This is a genomic window from Ruegeria sp. BHSC026, from assembly GCF_059613065.1.
Genome location: NZ_JBXWRV010000001.1, coordinates 87839 through 101002, shown reverse-complemented (window position 1 = coordinate 101002; position 13164 = coordinate 87839). Strand labels below are relative to the sequence as shown.

The following is a 13164-nucleotide window of genomic DNA, read 5'->3' as shown; positions in this document are numbered from 1 at the left end:
GGTGGCGGTGGCTGACGTCAGATGGGCAGATATTGCACGAATTCTCCGCTGGCGCGTTCCGGGTCGTGGGGCGGGCGCACGATCAAGGCGTTGGATCGCGCCAGAACGCTGAGCAGAGAACTGTCCTGATCGTCGAAGGCGCTCAGCCCCTCATCGCCCAGCCAGGCACGCATGTAGTGCTCGCGCGGGCCGTTGGCGCGCAGGGGTCTGGCCAGTCGCGCCTGCTTCATCTCAGGTTCGGCCGGGGTCAGGCCCAGCATCCGGCGCACCATCGGTACAAGAAACACGTAACCGCAGACCATGGCGCTGACCGGGTTTCCCGGCAACCCCACCATCGCGGCGTCTCCCAGCCGCCCGGCCATCAGCGGTTTCCCGGGGCGCATGCGGACCTTGTAGAACGATTGCCGCAGGCCCAACTTGTCCGAGGCTTCGCCGACCAGATCATAGTCGCCGACCGAGGCGCCGCCGATCGTCACGATGACGTCCGCACCTTGCGCCAGATTCAGCGCGGTCTCGAGTGACTTGATCGTGTCGCGCGCGATCGGCAGCATCCGCACATGCGCGCCCGCGTCTTCCAGCAAAGCCTTGAGGCCAAAGGAGTTCGACGCGATGATCTGATCCGGCCCCGGGGTGTCGCCGGGCATCACCAGTTCGTTCCCAGTGGCGATCAGTGCGATCTGGGGCTTGCGGGCCACCGGGACCGCAGGAACGTTCATCGCGGCCAGCAGGGCCAGATCCTTGGCGTTCAGCCTCCGGGGTGCGCTGAGCGCGGACCCAACCCGGAAATCCACGCCCGCCGGGCGGATATTGCTTTTGGGTCCCGGATCATTCGTGATTGTCAGAAGGTCGTCACGTCGCTTCGTATCTTCCTGAATGACGATGAAATCGGCGCCATCCGGTACCGGGGCGCCAGTGAAGATCCGAACCGCCTGTCCGGGGCCGACGGTTCCGTCAAAACGCTGGCCTGCGGTCGCTTCGCCGATGACTTTGAACATGGCATGCAGTTCGACCTCGGTCGCCTTGACCGCGTAGCCATCCATCGAGGACGCCGCAAAGGGAGGTTGGTCACGATTCGCAGTGACATCGGCGGCCAGGACGCGCCCCGCCGCCTCGGCCAGCGGAACCTGTTCGGTCTCCATGTCCGGCGCCAGGTCCAGAACCAGAGCACGCGCCTCGTCCACCGTGATCATGACGCTTCGTAACGTCCCGATTTTCCGCCATCTTTCAAGGTTACGCGGATTCCGCCGATCTCCATCGCCTTGTCCACGGCCTTGGCCATGTCATAGACGGTCAACGCCGCGGTCGATACCGCGGTCAGCGCCTCCATTTCGACACCGGTCTGGCCGGTCGTCTTGACGGTGGCCTCGATCCGAACACCGGGCAGCTTTGGGTCCAAGGACAGGTCAACCGAGACCTTGGTGATCGGCAGCGGATGGCACAACGGGATCAATTCCGCGGTCTTCTTGGCGCCCATGATCCCGGCCAGCCGGGCCACCCCCAGCACATCGCCCTTTTTGGCGCGACCTTCCGAAATGATATCAAAGGTTTCGCGGGCCATCTTGACGTATCCGCCTGCCACCGCGATGCGATTGGTCACGCGCTTGTCCGAGACATCGACCATATGCGCCTGGCCGTCGCTGTCGAAATGGGTCAGTGGCATCACATCACCCCCGGCACCAGCGGGCTCGCCAACAGGCCGCGGGTTGCGGCGGCCACGTCCTGCTGGCGCATCAGGCTTTCGCCGATCAGGAAACACCGCGCGCCATAGCGGGCGATATCGGCCAGGTCCTCGGGGGTGTTCAGACCGCTTTCGCACACGATCGTACGGTCGGCCGGAACCAGTTTGGACAGCCGGCGCGTCGTATCAAGCGAGGTCTCGAAGGTCTTGAGATTGCGATTGTTTATGCCGATCAGCGGGCTTTTCAACGTGGTCGCGCGTTCCAGTTCGGCCTCGTCATGCACCTCGATCAAAACATCCATGCCCCAGTCAAAGGCCGTCTGTTCCAGTTCGGCCGCCTGCGCGTCTTCGACCGAGGCCATGATGATCAGGATGCAGTCCGCCCCCAATGCCCTGGCCTCGACCACCTGATAGGGGTCGTACATGAAATCCTTGCGCAGAGCTGGCAGGCTGCAGGCGGCGCGCGCGGCGGTCAGGTATTCCTTCGCGCCCTGAAAGCTGGGTGTGTCGGTCAGCACCGACAGGCAGGCCGCGCCGCCTTCTTCATAGGCTTGTGCCAATGCGGGCGGGTCGAAGTCCGCGCGGATCAGGCCCTTGGAGGGGCTTGCCTTCTTGATTTCTGCGATGAGCCCGTATCCTTGGCGGCTGGCCCGTTGCAGCGCCTCGGCGAAACCGCGGATTTCAGGCGCCTCGCGGGCGTCTTGTTCGACGGCCTCCAGCGGCTTGCGCGCCTTGTCGGCGGCGATTTCCTCTAGCTTGTAGGCCTTGATCCTGTCGAGAACGGTTTCGGTCATGCAGCTTCCTGTGTCAGTCGTGCCAGAGCGGCGATTTTTTCCTTGGCCTTGCCGCTGTCGATGCTTTCGGCGGCCATGGCGACGCCGTCCCGCAGGTCATCCGCAGCGTCCGCCACGACCAGCGCGGCGGCCGCGTTCAGCAACACGGCGTCGCGATAGGCCGACGGTGCGCCCTCGAGCAGGGCGCGGAAGGCCGCGGCATTGTCTTCAGGCGTGCCGCCAACGATCTCTTCGAACGGATGCACGGGCAGCCCGGCATCTTCAGGGTGCAGTTCGACCTCTTTGACGCGCCCGTCTTCCAGCGCGGCGACCCAGCTGATGCCGGTGATCGTCAGTTCGTCGGTGCCGTCCGAGCCATGCACCAGCCAGGCGCGATCCGATCCCAGCAGGCCAAGCGTTTCGGCCATCGGGCGGATCAGGTCGCGACTGAAGGCGCCGGTCAGTTGGCGTTTCACCCCGGCCGGGTTGGTCAGCGGCCCGAGGATGTTGAAGATGGTGCGGGTGCCCAGTTCCTGGCGTGTGGGCATGACATGGGCGATGGCTGGGTGATGCATGGGTGCCATCATGAACCCAATTCCGACCTGTTGCAAAGCCTTTTCAACCACTTGCGGGCCAACCATCACGTTGATGCCCATTTGCCCCAGTGCATCCGCCGCACCCGATTTTGAACTCAGATTGCGGTTGCCGTGCTTGGCCACGGTCACACCGGCCCCTGCCACGACGAAGGCGGTGGCGGTGGAAATGTTCAGTGTGCCCTTGCCGTCGCCGCCAGTGCCGACGATATCCATGGCGCCTTCCGGGGCCTTGACCGTATTGCATTTTGCGCGCATCACCGCCGCCGCCGCGGCGTATTCCTCGACCGTTTCGCCGCGGGTACGCATGGCCATCAGCAGACCGCCGATCTGGCTGGGTGTCGCTTCGCCCTCGAACAGGATCTCAAAGGCTTGTTCGGCCTCGTCGCGGGTCAGGGCGCGATCGGCCGCGGCCCCAATCAGCGGTTTCAGTGCGTCGCTCATGCGGGGACTTTCATCTCGTTCAGGAAATTCTTGAGCAGGGCATGACCATGCTCGGATGCGATCGACTCCGGGTGGAATTGCACACCGTGGATGGGCAGCGTCCTGTGCTGCAGGCCCATGATCGTTCCATCCTCAAGCTCGGCCGTGATTTCAAGGCAATCGGGCAGGCTGTCCCGGTCAACCACCAGCGAGTGATAGCGCGTCGCCTCGAAAGGCGAAGGCAGGCCCGCGAACACCCCTTTGCCGGTGTGGTGCATCGTGCCCATCTTGCCGTGCACGATCTCGTGGCAGCGCACGACCTTGCCGCCAAAGGCCTGCCCGATGGTCTGGTGGCCCAAGCAGACGCCCATCAGCGGCGTTCCGGTCTCGGCCGCGGCCTGGGTCAGCGCCAGGCAGATGCCGGCTTGGTCCGGGTCGCAGGGGCCGGGGCTGAGCAGGATGCCGGCGGGGTTCATCGCCATGGCCTCCTGCACGTTCAGCGCGTCGTTGCGGCGCACCACCATTTCGGCGCCAAGCTCGCCCAGATAGTGAACGAGGTTGTAGGTAAACGAGTCATAGTTGTCGATCAGCAGCAGCATTTTGCACGTGTCTTGTGTTTGGGCAATTCGGACTGGCGATCCAGCCGCGAGCCACGGTATAGTGTTGGCACATACATGCTCAGGCTTGCAGGGCAGCGTCAAGGGGACAAGCTGCCGATGACGGGTCGCGGGCAAGCGCCGCACAGATGGCGCCGGTTTCACCGAGGCAGATTGCAGGGCGAGAGGCAAGAGAGATGGGCGGATTTTTCGGCGGGGTCGTGACCGGCGCGGTTGTCGTCGTGGTTTTGGGGGCCGTGTTTTCTCTGAACACACCCTTGGGCAGCAAGCCCGAACTACTGACCACCGCCCCCGAGGCCAAGGGCGTCGCACCGCAGGCCGTGGCAACGGATCTGTCCGAGCCCGGACCTGATGCCGATCTGGTCGAATTGGCGCCGCGGGGGTTGAATGCTCTGGACGACGCGACAGGTCAGGCGGAGGCCCCAATCGGCATCGCGGCCGAGCCCGATGCGCGCCCCGATGTCAAACGGCAGATCGGACAGGTCGAAAAGCCGACCACCGGTGCTGCGGCGACGGTAGAGATTGCGCGCGTTGCACCGGCCGCACCCCCTGCACCGTTGACCGCTCCGGTGACGCAGGATCAAGGCGCCGAGCCGGTTTCGGTAGATCCGACACCGCCAGCCGCGCCTCAGCCGCCCGAAGCCACCGCGCTTGCCGAGCCGCAGCCGTCGCCGCGTGCGGACTCTGACCAGGCCGCGGCATCCCCGGAGGCCGAGGCTGATGCCGCCGAGCCGGACGCAGACCTGCCGGAACAGCAGGCCGCGGTCACTGAACCCGAGGCTGCCGCTCCGAACCCGATCGCCGTCGAGGGCGAAGAGAACACCCAGCCGCGCAAGCGCGCGCGGATCGCCACCTTGCCTCAGATCGGCGGACAACAGATTGCCTCGGCTTCTCCGACCATCGGGCGGCGGGTGATCCCCCTGACCGAACGCGACGACCCGGCGGAAGACGTGGTTCAAGTCGCTGAAAAGGCACCCGCCGATCCCATCGACGCCTATGCCGCGCCGTTCGAAAACCCGGAAGGCAAGCCGTTGATGTCGATCATCCTGATCGACGACGCGGGAGCATTCGGCGCAGAGGCCTTGCAGGATTTTCCCTACCCGCTGACATTCGCGGTCAGCCCGTCCGACCCCGAGGCCGCTGACAAGATGAAGCGGTATCGTGAAGCGGGGTTCGAGGTTCTGGCCATCGCCGACCTGCCCACCGCGGCCAGCGCGCAGGATGCCGAGGTTTCGCTGTCGGTCTGGCTGGACGCGTTGCCCGAAACGGTCGGGATCCTCGAAGGCGTTCAGACCGGCATCCAGGGCAACCGCAAACTGGCCGATCAAGTGGCCGCGATTGCGGACGGGACCGGGCGCGGGCTGGTGTTGCAGGACAACGGGTTGAACACGGCGTTCAAACTGGCCGCGCGCAACGGGGTTCCTTCTAGCGTGGTGTTTCGCGACATCGATGGGGCGCGGCAGGACTCCGACGTGATGCGCAGGTTCTTGGACCAGGCCGCGTTCCGCGCCGGTCAGGAAGGAGCGGTGGTGATGCTGGGACGTCTGCGGCCCGAGACGATCTCGGCCCTGCTGTTGTGGGGGCTCGAAGATCGCAGCAGCAGGGTCGCGCTGGCGCCGATCTCGGCGGTCATGAAAAGCCAGATCCAGTAGGCTGGCGCTGTCGGAATGAAAAATGGGTGGTCGTGGGGCCACCCGCTTTCCGTTCAGCCGTTATTCGAGCCGGTGAACCGAGCCGCATCCGCTGCAGCTCGCCTGATCGCGTTGGATTTGTGAACCGTCTCCATGTACTCGGCCTCGGGGTCACTGTCATAGACGACGCCGCCGCCGGCCTGGATGTACAGTTTCTTGTCCTTCACGATGGCCGTGCGCAGCGCGATGCACATGTCCATGTCACCGCCGGCGCTGAAATAGCCGACCCCGCCGCCATAGATGCCGCGCTTTTCGGGCTCCAACTCGTCGATGATCTCCATTGCACGCACCTTGGGCGCGCCTGAAACCGTACCCGCGGGCATCCCGGCAAAGAAGGCGTCAAGCGCGTCCTTGTCCTCGGTCAGTTCACCGACCACGTTCGACACGATGTGCATCACGTGGCTGTAGCGCTCGATGATGAATTCCTCGGTCGGGCGCACGGTTCCAATTTTGGACACACGCCCCGCATCGTTGCGGCCCAGATCCAGTAGCATAAGATGCTCGGCCAGTTCCTTCTGGTCGGCCAGCAGCTCCGCCTCGTTGGCCTTGTCCTCCTCGGGGGTGGCGCCGCGTGGCCGGGTGCCGGCGATCGGGCGTATCGTCACCTGGTTGCCGAAGACCCGCACCAAGATTTCCGGGCTGGCGCCCACCACCTGAAACCCGCCGAAATTGAAATAGAACATGAATGGCGACGGATTCGTGCGCCGCAGCGACCGGTACAGGGCAAAAGGCGGCAGCGGAAAATCCTGCGTCCAGCGCTGAGCGGGCACCACCTGAAAGATGTCGCCGGCACGGATGTATTCCTTGGCCTTTTCGACCGCCTCCATATAGCCCGACTTGGTGAAATTCGACACCGGCGGCGCGACCTCGTGCGCCTCGCCCAGATCGCGGGTCTCGGCGGGCATGGCGCGTTCCAGATCGCGCACCGCGTCCATCACCCGCTCCGCCGCCTGAGCATAGGCTGCCTTGGCCGATTGCCCCTCGGTGACCCAGGCGGGCGAGACGATGGTGACCTCGCCCTTGACACCGTCCAGAACCGCCACGACCGAGGGCCGCAGCAGGATAGCGTCAGGCAGGCCCAGCGGGTCGGGGTTGACGTCGGGCAGGTATTCCACCAGCCGCACCATGTCATAGCCCAGATAGCCGAACAGCCCCGCCGCCGCCTGCGGCAAGTCGTCGGGCAGCGCGATGCGACTCTCGGCCAGCAGCGCGCGCAGATTGTCCATAGGGTTGCCGTCCTGAGCGGAAAAATCATCCTCGTCGAACCTGGCCGAGCGGTTCAGTTCGGATGTCTCGCCCCGGCAGCGCCAGATCAGGTCGGGCTTCATGCCGATGATCGAATAACGCCCGCGCACCTCGCCACCGGTCACGGATTCCAGCACAAAGGCGTTTTTCTGCGCGCCGGTCAGCTTGAGCATCAGCGACACCGGCGTATCCAGATCTGCAGCCAGGCGGGTATAGACCACTTGGTTTTCACCCGCGTCATAGGCGCGGGCGAAGCTGTCGAAATCGGGGGTCAGAGCCATTTGTCGATCCGGTCAGAAATTGGCCTGAACGGCGTTCAGCGCGCGTTGGTCCAACGTAGGCCGGGCGCGGGTCTGCGCGTCGCGCACATAGGCGTCAAAGATGTTCTGCGCCAGCGCCTGGTTCAGCTGCGCCGCAACCGCGTCTTTCATCTGGCGTTGCTCGTCGGTTTCCGCCGGGGGAAGAATCTCGTCGAGACGCACGATGAAAACCGCGCCCTGACCGGGAATGACCCGCAATTCGCCGGGCTCCATCTCGAACACCTGGTTCATGAAATCGGCGGGAACGTCATCCAGGAAAGCGGTGCGGGTCAGGGCGTTTTCCACCCGGAACGGCAGGCCCGTGGCGGTGAAATCCCCGTCAACGGCCAGACCAGCCACGACCGTATTGGCCTTTTCCAGCAGAGCCTTGCCGATTTCTTCCTGTTTCCATGCCTCGATCACACGCTCGCGCGCTTGTGCCAGCGGCTCGGGGCGCGGCGGCAATTCCTCGTCCAGACGCAGGGCAAAGACCGAGCCATCCTCGAGAAAGCCGATCTCGGGGAAGTCGCCCTCGCCGACGGCTTGGGCCGCGCTGCGGAACGCGTCATAGGCGGCAAGGGCCTCGTCGCTCTGGGTCGTCCAGTCGATCTGGCCCAGTTCCATCTCGGTCTCGGCGACCAGTTCCTCGAGCGTCGCGCCGCCGGCCAGCATGTCGTTGAACTCTTCGGCCTGCGACTCGATCACGCGGCGGGCGCGTTCGGCGGCCAGTTCCTCGCGCAGTTCGGGTTCGGCCTCGTCAAAGCTGACATTGTGTTCGGCCAGCGTGCCGTTCACGCGGAACAGCGCCGGGCCGAAGGCCGACGGCAGCGGGCCGATCACATCGCCGACCTCGGCGGCAAAGACGGCATCCGCCGCTTCGCCCAGATCGTCGCGGGTGACATCGCCCAGATCGACGTCGCTGAGCTCCAGTTCGCGCGCGCGCACCAACTGTTCGAAATCCACCCCGCCAACTTCAAGCTGCGCCTTGGCTTCGGTCGCCTCGGCTTCTGACGGGTAGACCAGCCGTTCGACCAGACGCCGCTCAGGCTGCTGATACTGGTCCTTGCGCTGCTCGTAGAGGCGGCGCAGGGCGTCCTCGTCCACCTCGACCGTGTCCTGCAGCATCGCGGGCGACAGAACGGCATAGGTGATCTTTTTCGTGCGGGGCAGGGTAAAGCGGTCTGTGTTGGCGTCATAGAAGGCCTGGATGTCCGCGTCGGTCGGCTCGGGCGCCGGTACGTCCAGCGCGTCTTCCGACAGGGTGGCCACGGTAAAGCTGCGGCGCGCCAGCACATATTCGGCCAGCGTGTCGGTCAGAACTGCGGGCATTTCGATGCCGTTCATGATGGCGCCTTGCACCAGGGTGCGGGCGGTTTCCTTGCGCAGGTCTTCCTCAAATTCCGCTTCGGTCATGCCGATCTGTTCCAACTGGAACCTATAGGCCTCGCGGTCGAACGATCCGTCGGCGCCTTGGAAGGCCTGAATGCGCAGGATCTCCTTTTGCAGGTTTTCATCGCCGACCGAGATGCCCAGCTGCGCCACCTCGTTGTCCAGCGCGGCCAGCGCGACCAGCCGCGACAGGGCGCGCTGGTCCAGTCCCAGATCGCGGGCCTGAGACATCTGCAACGGCTGGCCCGTCTGCGCCTCGACCGCGCGGATTTCGCGCTGAAGCTCGCGGGCATAGGCGTCGACGGTGATGACCTCGTCCCCGACCTGCGCGACCGTGCGCACGGTGCCACTGAGGTTGACGGCGCCGAACCCGGCAAGCCCCAACATCAACAGACCCATCAGGATCCAAACAAAGGTTTTGGAAAGGTTCTTCATGCCTGCGGCCATAGTGCCCTCTTGGATCTTGCGGCAGGGTTCTGCCGTCTGTGTTGCGGCCCTGAATACGATGCGGGATGCCGGGGGGCAAGCTCAGAAGGACAGAGCCTGCAGGCGGTCGAACAATTGCCCGATTCCAGCACGGTCCAGATTGGCAAAAGCAATGCGCACCTGGCGTTTCCCGGCGGGGTCGTGATCGGGCATGAACATCGTACCCGGCAGCAGCAGAATACCGGCCTCGGAGACCAATCTGCGCGCCAGTTCGTCCGACGGCATCTCGAACGGATGTTCGAGATAGGCGAAATAGGCGCCCAGACCCAACAGCCGCCAGCCTTTGTCGGTCAGGCGGGGCATGTTCTCGGTGATTGCAGCGCGGCGATCCAGAATCTCGGCGCGTTCCCCGGCCAGCCATTGAGACAGGTTCTGCATCCCCCACAGCGCCGCGAACTGACCCATCTGGCCGGGGCAGATGGCGACGGTATCGAGGAATTTTTCGACCTCGGCCAGCAGCGGCGCACCGGTGGCGATCGCGCCCACGCGGTGCCCGGTCAGGCGGTAGGCTTTCGAGAAGGAATAGAGATGCACCAGCGTCCGATCCCAGTCGGGCTGCTGGAACAAAGCGTGCGGCGGGCCGCTGCGGCTGTCGAAATCACGATAGGTTTCATCGACCAGCAGGCGCAGGCCATGCTGGTGTGCAAGGTCATAGAATGCACGGACCAAATCTGTCGGGTATTCGACCCCACCCGGATTATTGGGCGTGACCAACGCGATGGCGCGCGTGCGGTCGGTGATCAGCGCGCGCGCCTGTTCGGGATCGGGTAGCAGGTCCGCCCCGGTCGGCAGATCAACCGCCCGAACACCGGCCATGTCCAGCCACATTTTGTGATTGAAATACCACGGTGTTGGCAGGATGACCTCATCCCCTTGGTCTGTGATCGCCGAGATGACCGAGGCGAAAGCCTGATTGCAGCCCGAGGTGATGGCTGTCTGTTCCGGCCCAACCTCGGCGCCGTAGTGGTCACCAATCTCACGCGCGAGTTCTGAGCGCAGATCGGGGTTACCTAGAACCGGGCCGTAGAGATGCGCCGCGTCTTGATTGACCGCAAAATCGGCCATCGCCTGCCGCAGAGCCAGCGGCGGTGGATCGACCGGCGCCGCCTGGCTGACATTGATCAGTGGGCGATCTTCCGAGAACGTGACCCCCTCGAGCCAGCGCCGCGCCTCCATCACCGGAGGGGCGAAGGTGGCGGCGGTGCGGGTTAATGTCATCGGGTGTCCGGTCTTGCTGATTTGTGGTGGAAAAGTGGGATCAGTCGGTGCCGCGATAGGGCTCGACATATTGCAGGGCCATATCCCAGGGGAAGAAGATCCAGGTGTCCTGGCTGACCTCGGTGATATACGTGTCAACCATCGGGCGACCCTTGGGCTTGGCATAAACCGTGGCGAAATGGGCCTTGGGGTACATCTTGCGCACCAGTTCCAGCGTCTTGCCGCTGTCGACCAAGTCGTCGATGATCAGCACGCCTTCACCATCCCCCATCAAATCGGCATCGGGGGCCTTGAGCACCTCGGCCTCGCCGCGTTCCTGATGGTGATAGGATTTGACGCTGATCGTATCGACGGTGCGGATGTCCAGCTCGCGGCTGACGATCATCGCCGGTGCCATGCCGCCGCGCGTGATCGCGACGACGGCGCGCCAGGCACCGTCATCGGGGCCCTGACCGTCCAGCCGCCAGGCCAGCGCGCGCGAGTCGCGGTGGATCTGGTCCCAGCTGATGTGAAAGCCTTTCTCGTGGGGCAGGCGGTCCTTTGCGCTCATGGTCTTATCCCTTTTCCACATCCGGCGCGTCGACGGCTTTCATGCCGACGATGTGATAACCAGAATCCACGTGCAGGTTTTCACCGGTCACGCCGCTGCTGAGATCCGACAGCAGATACAGCGCCGATTTGCCCACGTCGTCGATGGTCACGTTGCGACGCAGGGGCGAATTGTACTCATTCCACTTCATGATGTAGCGGAAGTCGCCGATGCCGCTGGCGGCCAGGGTCTTGATCGGCCCGGCCGAGATCGCGTTGATGCGGATGTTGTCCTTGCCCAGGTCCTCGGCCAGGTATTTCACCGACGCCTCGAGCGCGGCCTTGGCCACACCCATGACATTGTAATGCGGCATGACCTGCTCAGCACCATAATAAGTCAGAGTGATGGCGCTGCCGCCGTCCGTCATCAGCTTTTCGGCGCGTTGCATCACCGCCGTAAAGGAGTAGACCGACACGTCCATCGTCAGCTTGAAATTTGCGCGCGACGTGTCGACGTAGCGGCCGCGAAGTTCGTTCTTGTCCGAGAAACCAATGGCGTGGACGACGAAATCCAGCTTGCCCCATTTCTCTTTCAGCGCCGCGAACAGCTCGTCAATCGATTCCTCGTTGCTGACGTCACAGGGCAGGACAATCTCGCTACCCAATTGGGCCGCCAACGGGTCGACCCGTTTTTTCAGTGCATCCCCCTGATAAGAGAAAGCCAGTTTGGCTCCGGCTTCGGACAAGGCGCGGGCGATTCCCCATGCGATTGATTTGTCATTGGCCAGTCCCATGATGAGGCCGCGCTTGCCGGCCATCAACTGATTTGACATGTTCGGTTCTCCGCCTGTCGTCGCGTTGCGTTGCGTTGGTTTAGGCCATTGATTGCGCTGCATCAAGGCTATCTGTCCTTGCCCGCGGCGGGTTCTCGCCCTAGGCTCATGTTCAATTTGTTCCAGGGGATGGACATGAGTGAGCGAAACGGCATCTTTGCCGGTGAAGATCCGTTCGTGATCGCGGCCCGTTGGTTGGCCGAGGCCGAAAAGACGGAACCGAACGATCCAAACGCGATTGCCCTGGCGACCGTGGACCCAAATGGTATGCCGAACGCGCGGATGGTGTTGCTGAAAGATATCGAGGCCGACTCCTTCGTTTTCTATACCAACTATCACAGCGCCAAGGCCCAAGAGCTGGACTCGGCAGGCAAAGCCGCCTTTGTGATGCACTGGAAATCACTGCGGCGTCAGATCCGGGTTCGTGGTACAATCACCAAGGAAGATGGGGCGAAGGCCGACGAATATTATGCGTCACGGTCACTGAAAAGCCGTTTGGGCGCTTGGGCCTCGCGGCAGTCGGAACCGCTGAGCAGCCGCGCGGCCTTGATGGCCGAAGTTGCCAAGGTCACAGCAAGGCTGGGGTCCAATCCGCCGCGCCCCGAGTTCTGGGGCGGGTATCGGCTGACCCCGGTGGAAATCGAATTCTGGGCTGATGGAGCGTTCCGGCTGCATGACAGGTTTCAGTGGCGGCGTGAGAGTCCCGGTCAGAATTGGACAATCCAGAGGTTGAATCCGTGATATTCGTGCGACGTGAAATACAACACTCGGAAAAGACAGCGGTTTTTAACCTTGAACTAGTTAACGATTTGCGGGATCTACGAGCCTCGGACAAGCAGCAATAATTCGTGATGGAAGCACCGTGTCAGACGACCAGAACACAATGTACCGCGTTCGCGGTCACGTAAAATGGTTCGACCCCGCCAAGGGGTACGGCTTCGTCGTGTCCGACGAGGGTGGTCCCGATATCTTGCTGCATGTGAACGTGTTGCGGAATTTCGGTCAGAGTTCGATCGCGGACGGGGCCGGGATCGAGATCATGACCCACCGTACCGACCGTGGCGTTCAGGCGGTCGAGGTGCTTGGCATCGACCCGCCCGAGCGGGGCGACTCGACGATGCTGGCCGATTTTGCCGAGATGGATCCCGCGCAGATCGCCCAGATGCCGATGGAAGCCGCGCGCGTGAAATGGTTCGACAAGGCCAAGGGGTTCGGCTTTGCCAATGTGTTTGGCCGGGACGAGGACGTCTTCCTGCACATCGAGGTATTGCGCCGGTCGGGGTTTGCGGATCTGCAACCCGGCGAGGCGCTGGCCATGCGGGTCATTGACGGCAAGCGCGGCCGGATGGCAGTGCAGGTCCTGGCCTGGGAATCCGCACTGAAGAATTGAT

The 13164-nt window shown here is 63.5% G+C and carries 13 protein-coding genes; 3 read left to right on the top strand and 10 right to left on the bottom strand.

The genetic code is table 11. The annotated features are described in order from the left end of the window. Positions 1-17 precede the first annotated feature (17 nt). From AC2FME_RS00500 to AC2FME_RS00480, 5 genes are read right to left on the bottom strand one after another with little or no spacing between them, the layout of a single operon-like run. The gene (locus tag AC2FME_RS00500; protein ID WP_496799315.1) at positions 18-1190 is read right to left on the bottom strand and encodes a molybdopterin molybdotransferase MoeA; all 1173 of its coding nucleotides are present in this window, start codon (positions 1188-1190) and stop codon (positions 18-20) included. Then, the gene (moaC, locus tag AC2FME_RS00495; RefSeq protein WP_496799314.1) at positions 1187-1660 is read right to left on the bottom strand and encodes a cyclic pyranopterin monophosphate synthase MoaC; all 474 of its coding nucleotides are present in this window, start codon (positions 1658-1660) and stop codon (positions 1187-1189) included. Before moaC ends, AC2FME_RS00500 begins: the two co-directional genes overlap by 4 nt. After that, positions 1660-2472, bottom strand: coding sequence for an indole-3-glycerol phosphate synthase TrpC (trpC, locus tag AC2FME_RS00490; RefSeq protein WP_496678189.1), 813 nt, complete (start codon positions 2470-2472; stop codon positions 1660-1662). Before trpC ends, moaC begins: the two co-directional genes overlap by 1 nt. Next, a complete protein-coding gene (gene trpD, locus AC2FME_RS00485; protein ID WP_496799313.1) occupies positions 2469-3488 on the bottom strand; it encodes an anthranilate phosphoribosyltransferase in 1020 nt (339 codons plus the stop codon). Before trpD ends, trpC begins: the two co-directional genes overlap by 4 nt. Next, on the bottom strand, positions 3485-4066 hold the full coding sequence (locus AC2FME_RS00480; protein ID WP_496711385.1) for an anthranilate synthase component II: 582 nt from the start codon (positions 4064-4066) through the stop codon (positions 3485-3487). Before AC2FME_RS00480 ends, trpD begins: the two co-directional genes overlap by 4 nt. Positions 4067-4260: 194 nt before the next feature. Between AC2FME_RS00480 and AC2FME_RS00475 the strand changes: the two genes are divergently transcribed. Further along, the gene (locus AC2FME_RS00475) at positions 4261-5736 is read left to right on the top strand and encodes a divergent polysaccharide deacetylase family protein (RefSeq protein ID WP_496678196.1); all 1476 of its coding nucleotides are present in this window, start codon (positions 4261-4263) and stop codon (positions 5734-5736) included. Between the two features lie 53 nt (positions 5737-5789). On the opposite strand, the gene trpE is transcribed toward AC2FME_RS00475, so the two are convergent. From trpE to fabI, 5 genes are all read right to left on the bottom strand, one after another. Further along, positions 5790-7301 carry an anthranilate synthase component I gene (trpE, locus tag AC2FME_RS00470; RefSeq protein WP_496799312.1) on the bottom strand — a complete coding sequence of 504 codons (1512 nt, stop codon included), beginning with the start codon at positions 7299-7301 and terminating at the stop codon, positions 5790-5792. Positions 7302-7313: 12 nt separating this feature from the next. Then, entirely contained in the window at positions 7314-9155 is a 1842-nt protein-coding gene (locus AC2FME_RS00465) for a peptidyl-prolyl cis-trans isomerase (RefSeq protein ID WP_496799311.1), read from the bottom strand. Between the two features lie 81 nt (positions 9156-9236). Next, positions 9237-10412, bottom strand: a complete 1176-nt coding sequence (locus tag AC2FME_RS00460) for an aminotransferase (RefSeq protein WP_496799310.1) — start codon at positions 10410-10412, stop codon at positions 9237-9239. Positions 10413-10452: 40 nt separating this feature from the next. After that, positions 10453-10962 carry a xanthine phosphoribosyltransferase gene (gpt, locus tag AC2FME_RS00455; protein ID WP_093962173.1) on the bottom strand — a complete coding sequence of 170 codons (510 nt, stop codon included), beginning with the start codon at positions 10960-10962 and terminating at the stop codon, positions 10453-10455. A 4-nt stretch (positions 10963-10966) separates the two neighbouring features. After that, positions 10967-11773, bottom strand: coding sequence for an enoyl-ACP reductase FabI (gene fabI / locus AC2FME_RS00450; protein ID WP_170586821.1), 807 nt, complete (start codon positions 11771-11773; stop codon positions 10967-10969). Positions 11774-11908: 135 nt separating this feature from the next. Here fabI and pdxH point away from each other — a divergent pair, with 135 nt between their 5' ends. Both pdxH and AC2FME_RS00440 read left to right on the top strand, forming a co-directional pair. Then, positions 11909-12514 carry a pyridoxamine 5'-phosphate oxidase gene (gene pdxH / locus AC2FME_RS00445; RefSeq protein ID WP_496799309.1) on the top strand — a complete coding sequence of 202 codons (606 nt, stop codon included), beginning with the start codon at positions 11909-11911 and terminating at the stop codon, positions 12512-12514. A gap of 142 nt (positions 12515-12656) precedes the next feature. After that, on the top strand, positions 12657-13163 hold the full coding sequence (locus AC2FME_RS00440; RefSeq protein ID WP_496678206.1) for a cold-shock protein: 507 nt from the start codon (positions 12657-12659) through the stop codon (positions 13161-13163). Position 13164 lies beyond the last annotated feature (1 nt).

Coding starts and splice junctions, on each gene's coding strand:
- trpE (WP_496799312.1), bottom strand. CDS start 7,301: ATGGCTCTGACCCCCGATTTCGACAGCTTCGCCCGCGCCTATGACGCG.
- pdxH (WP_496799309.1), top strand. CDS start 11,909: ATGAGTGAGCGAAACGGCATCTTTGCCGGTGAAGATCCGTTCGTGATC.
- AC2FME_RS00480 (WP_496711385.1), bottom strand. CDS start 4,066: ATGCTGCTGCTGATCGACAACTATGACTCGTTTACCTACAACCTCGTT.
- AC2FME_RS00500 (WP_496799315.1), bottom strand. CDS start 1,190: ATGATCACGGTGGACGAGGCGCGTGCTCTGGTTCTGGACCTGGCGCCG.
- AC2FME_RS00465 (WP_496799311.1), bottom strand. CDS start 9,155: ATGGCCGCAGGCATGAAGAACCTTTCCAAAACCTTTGTTTGGATCCTG.
- AC2FME_RS00440 (WP_496678206.1), top strand. CDS start 12,657: ATGTACCGCGTTCGCGGTCACGTAAAATGGTTCGACCCCGCCAAGGGG.
- moaC (WP_496799314.1), bottom strand. CDS start 1,660: ATGCCACTGACCCATTTCGACAGCGACGGCCAGGCGCATATGGTCGAT.
- AC2FME_RS00460 (WP_496799310.1), bottom strand. CDS start 10,412: ATGACATTAACCCGCACCGCCGCCACCTTCGCCCCTCCGGTGATGGAG.
- gpt (WP_093962173.1), bottom strand. CDS start 10,962: ATGAGCGCAAAGGACCGCCTGCCCCACGAGAAAGGCTTTCACATCAGC.
- trpD (WP_496799313.1), bottom strand. CDS start 3,488: ATGAGCGACGCACTGAAACCGCTGATTGGGGCCGCGGCCGATCGCGCC.
- trpC (WP_496678189.1), bottom strand. CDS start 2,472: ATGACCGAAACCGTTCTCGACAGGATCAAGGCCTACAAGCTAGAGGAA.
- AC2FME_RS00475 (WP_496678196.1), top strand. CDS start 4,261: ATGGGCGGATTTTTCGGCGGGGTCGTGACCGGCGCGGTTGTCGTCGTG.
- fabI (WP_170586821.1), bottom strand. CDS start 11,773: ATGTCAAATCAGTTGATGGCCGGCAAGCGCGGCCTCATCATGGGACTG.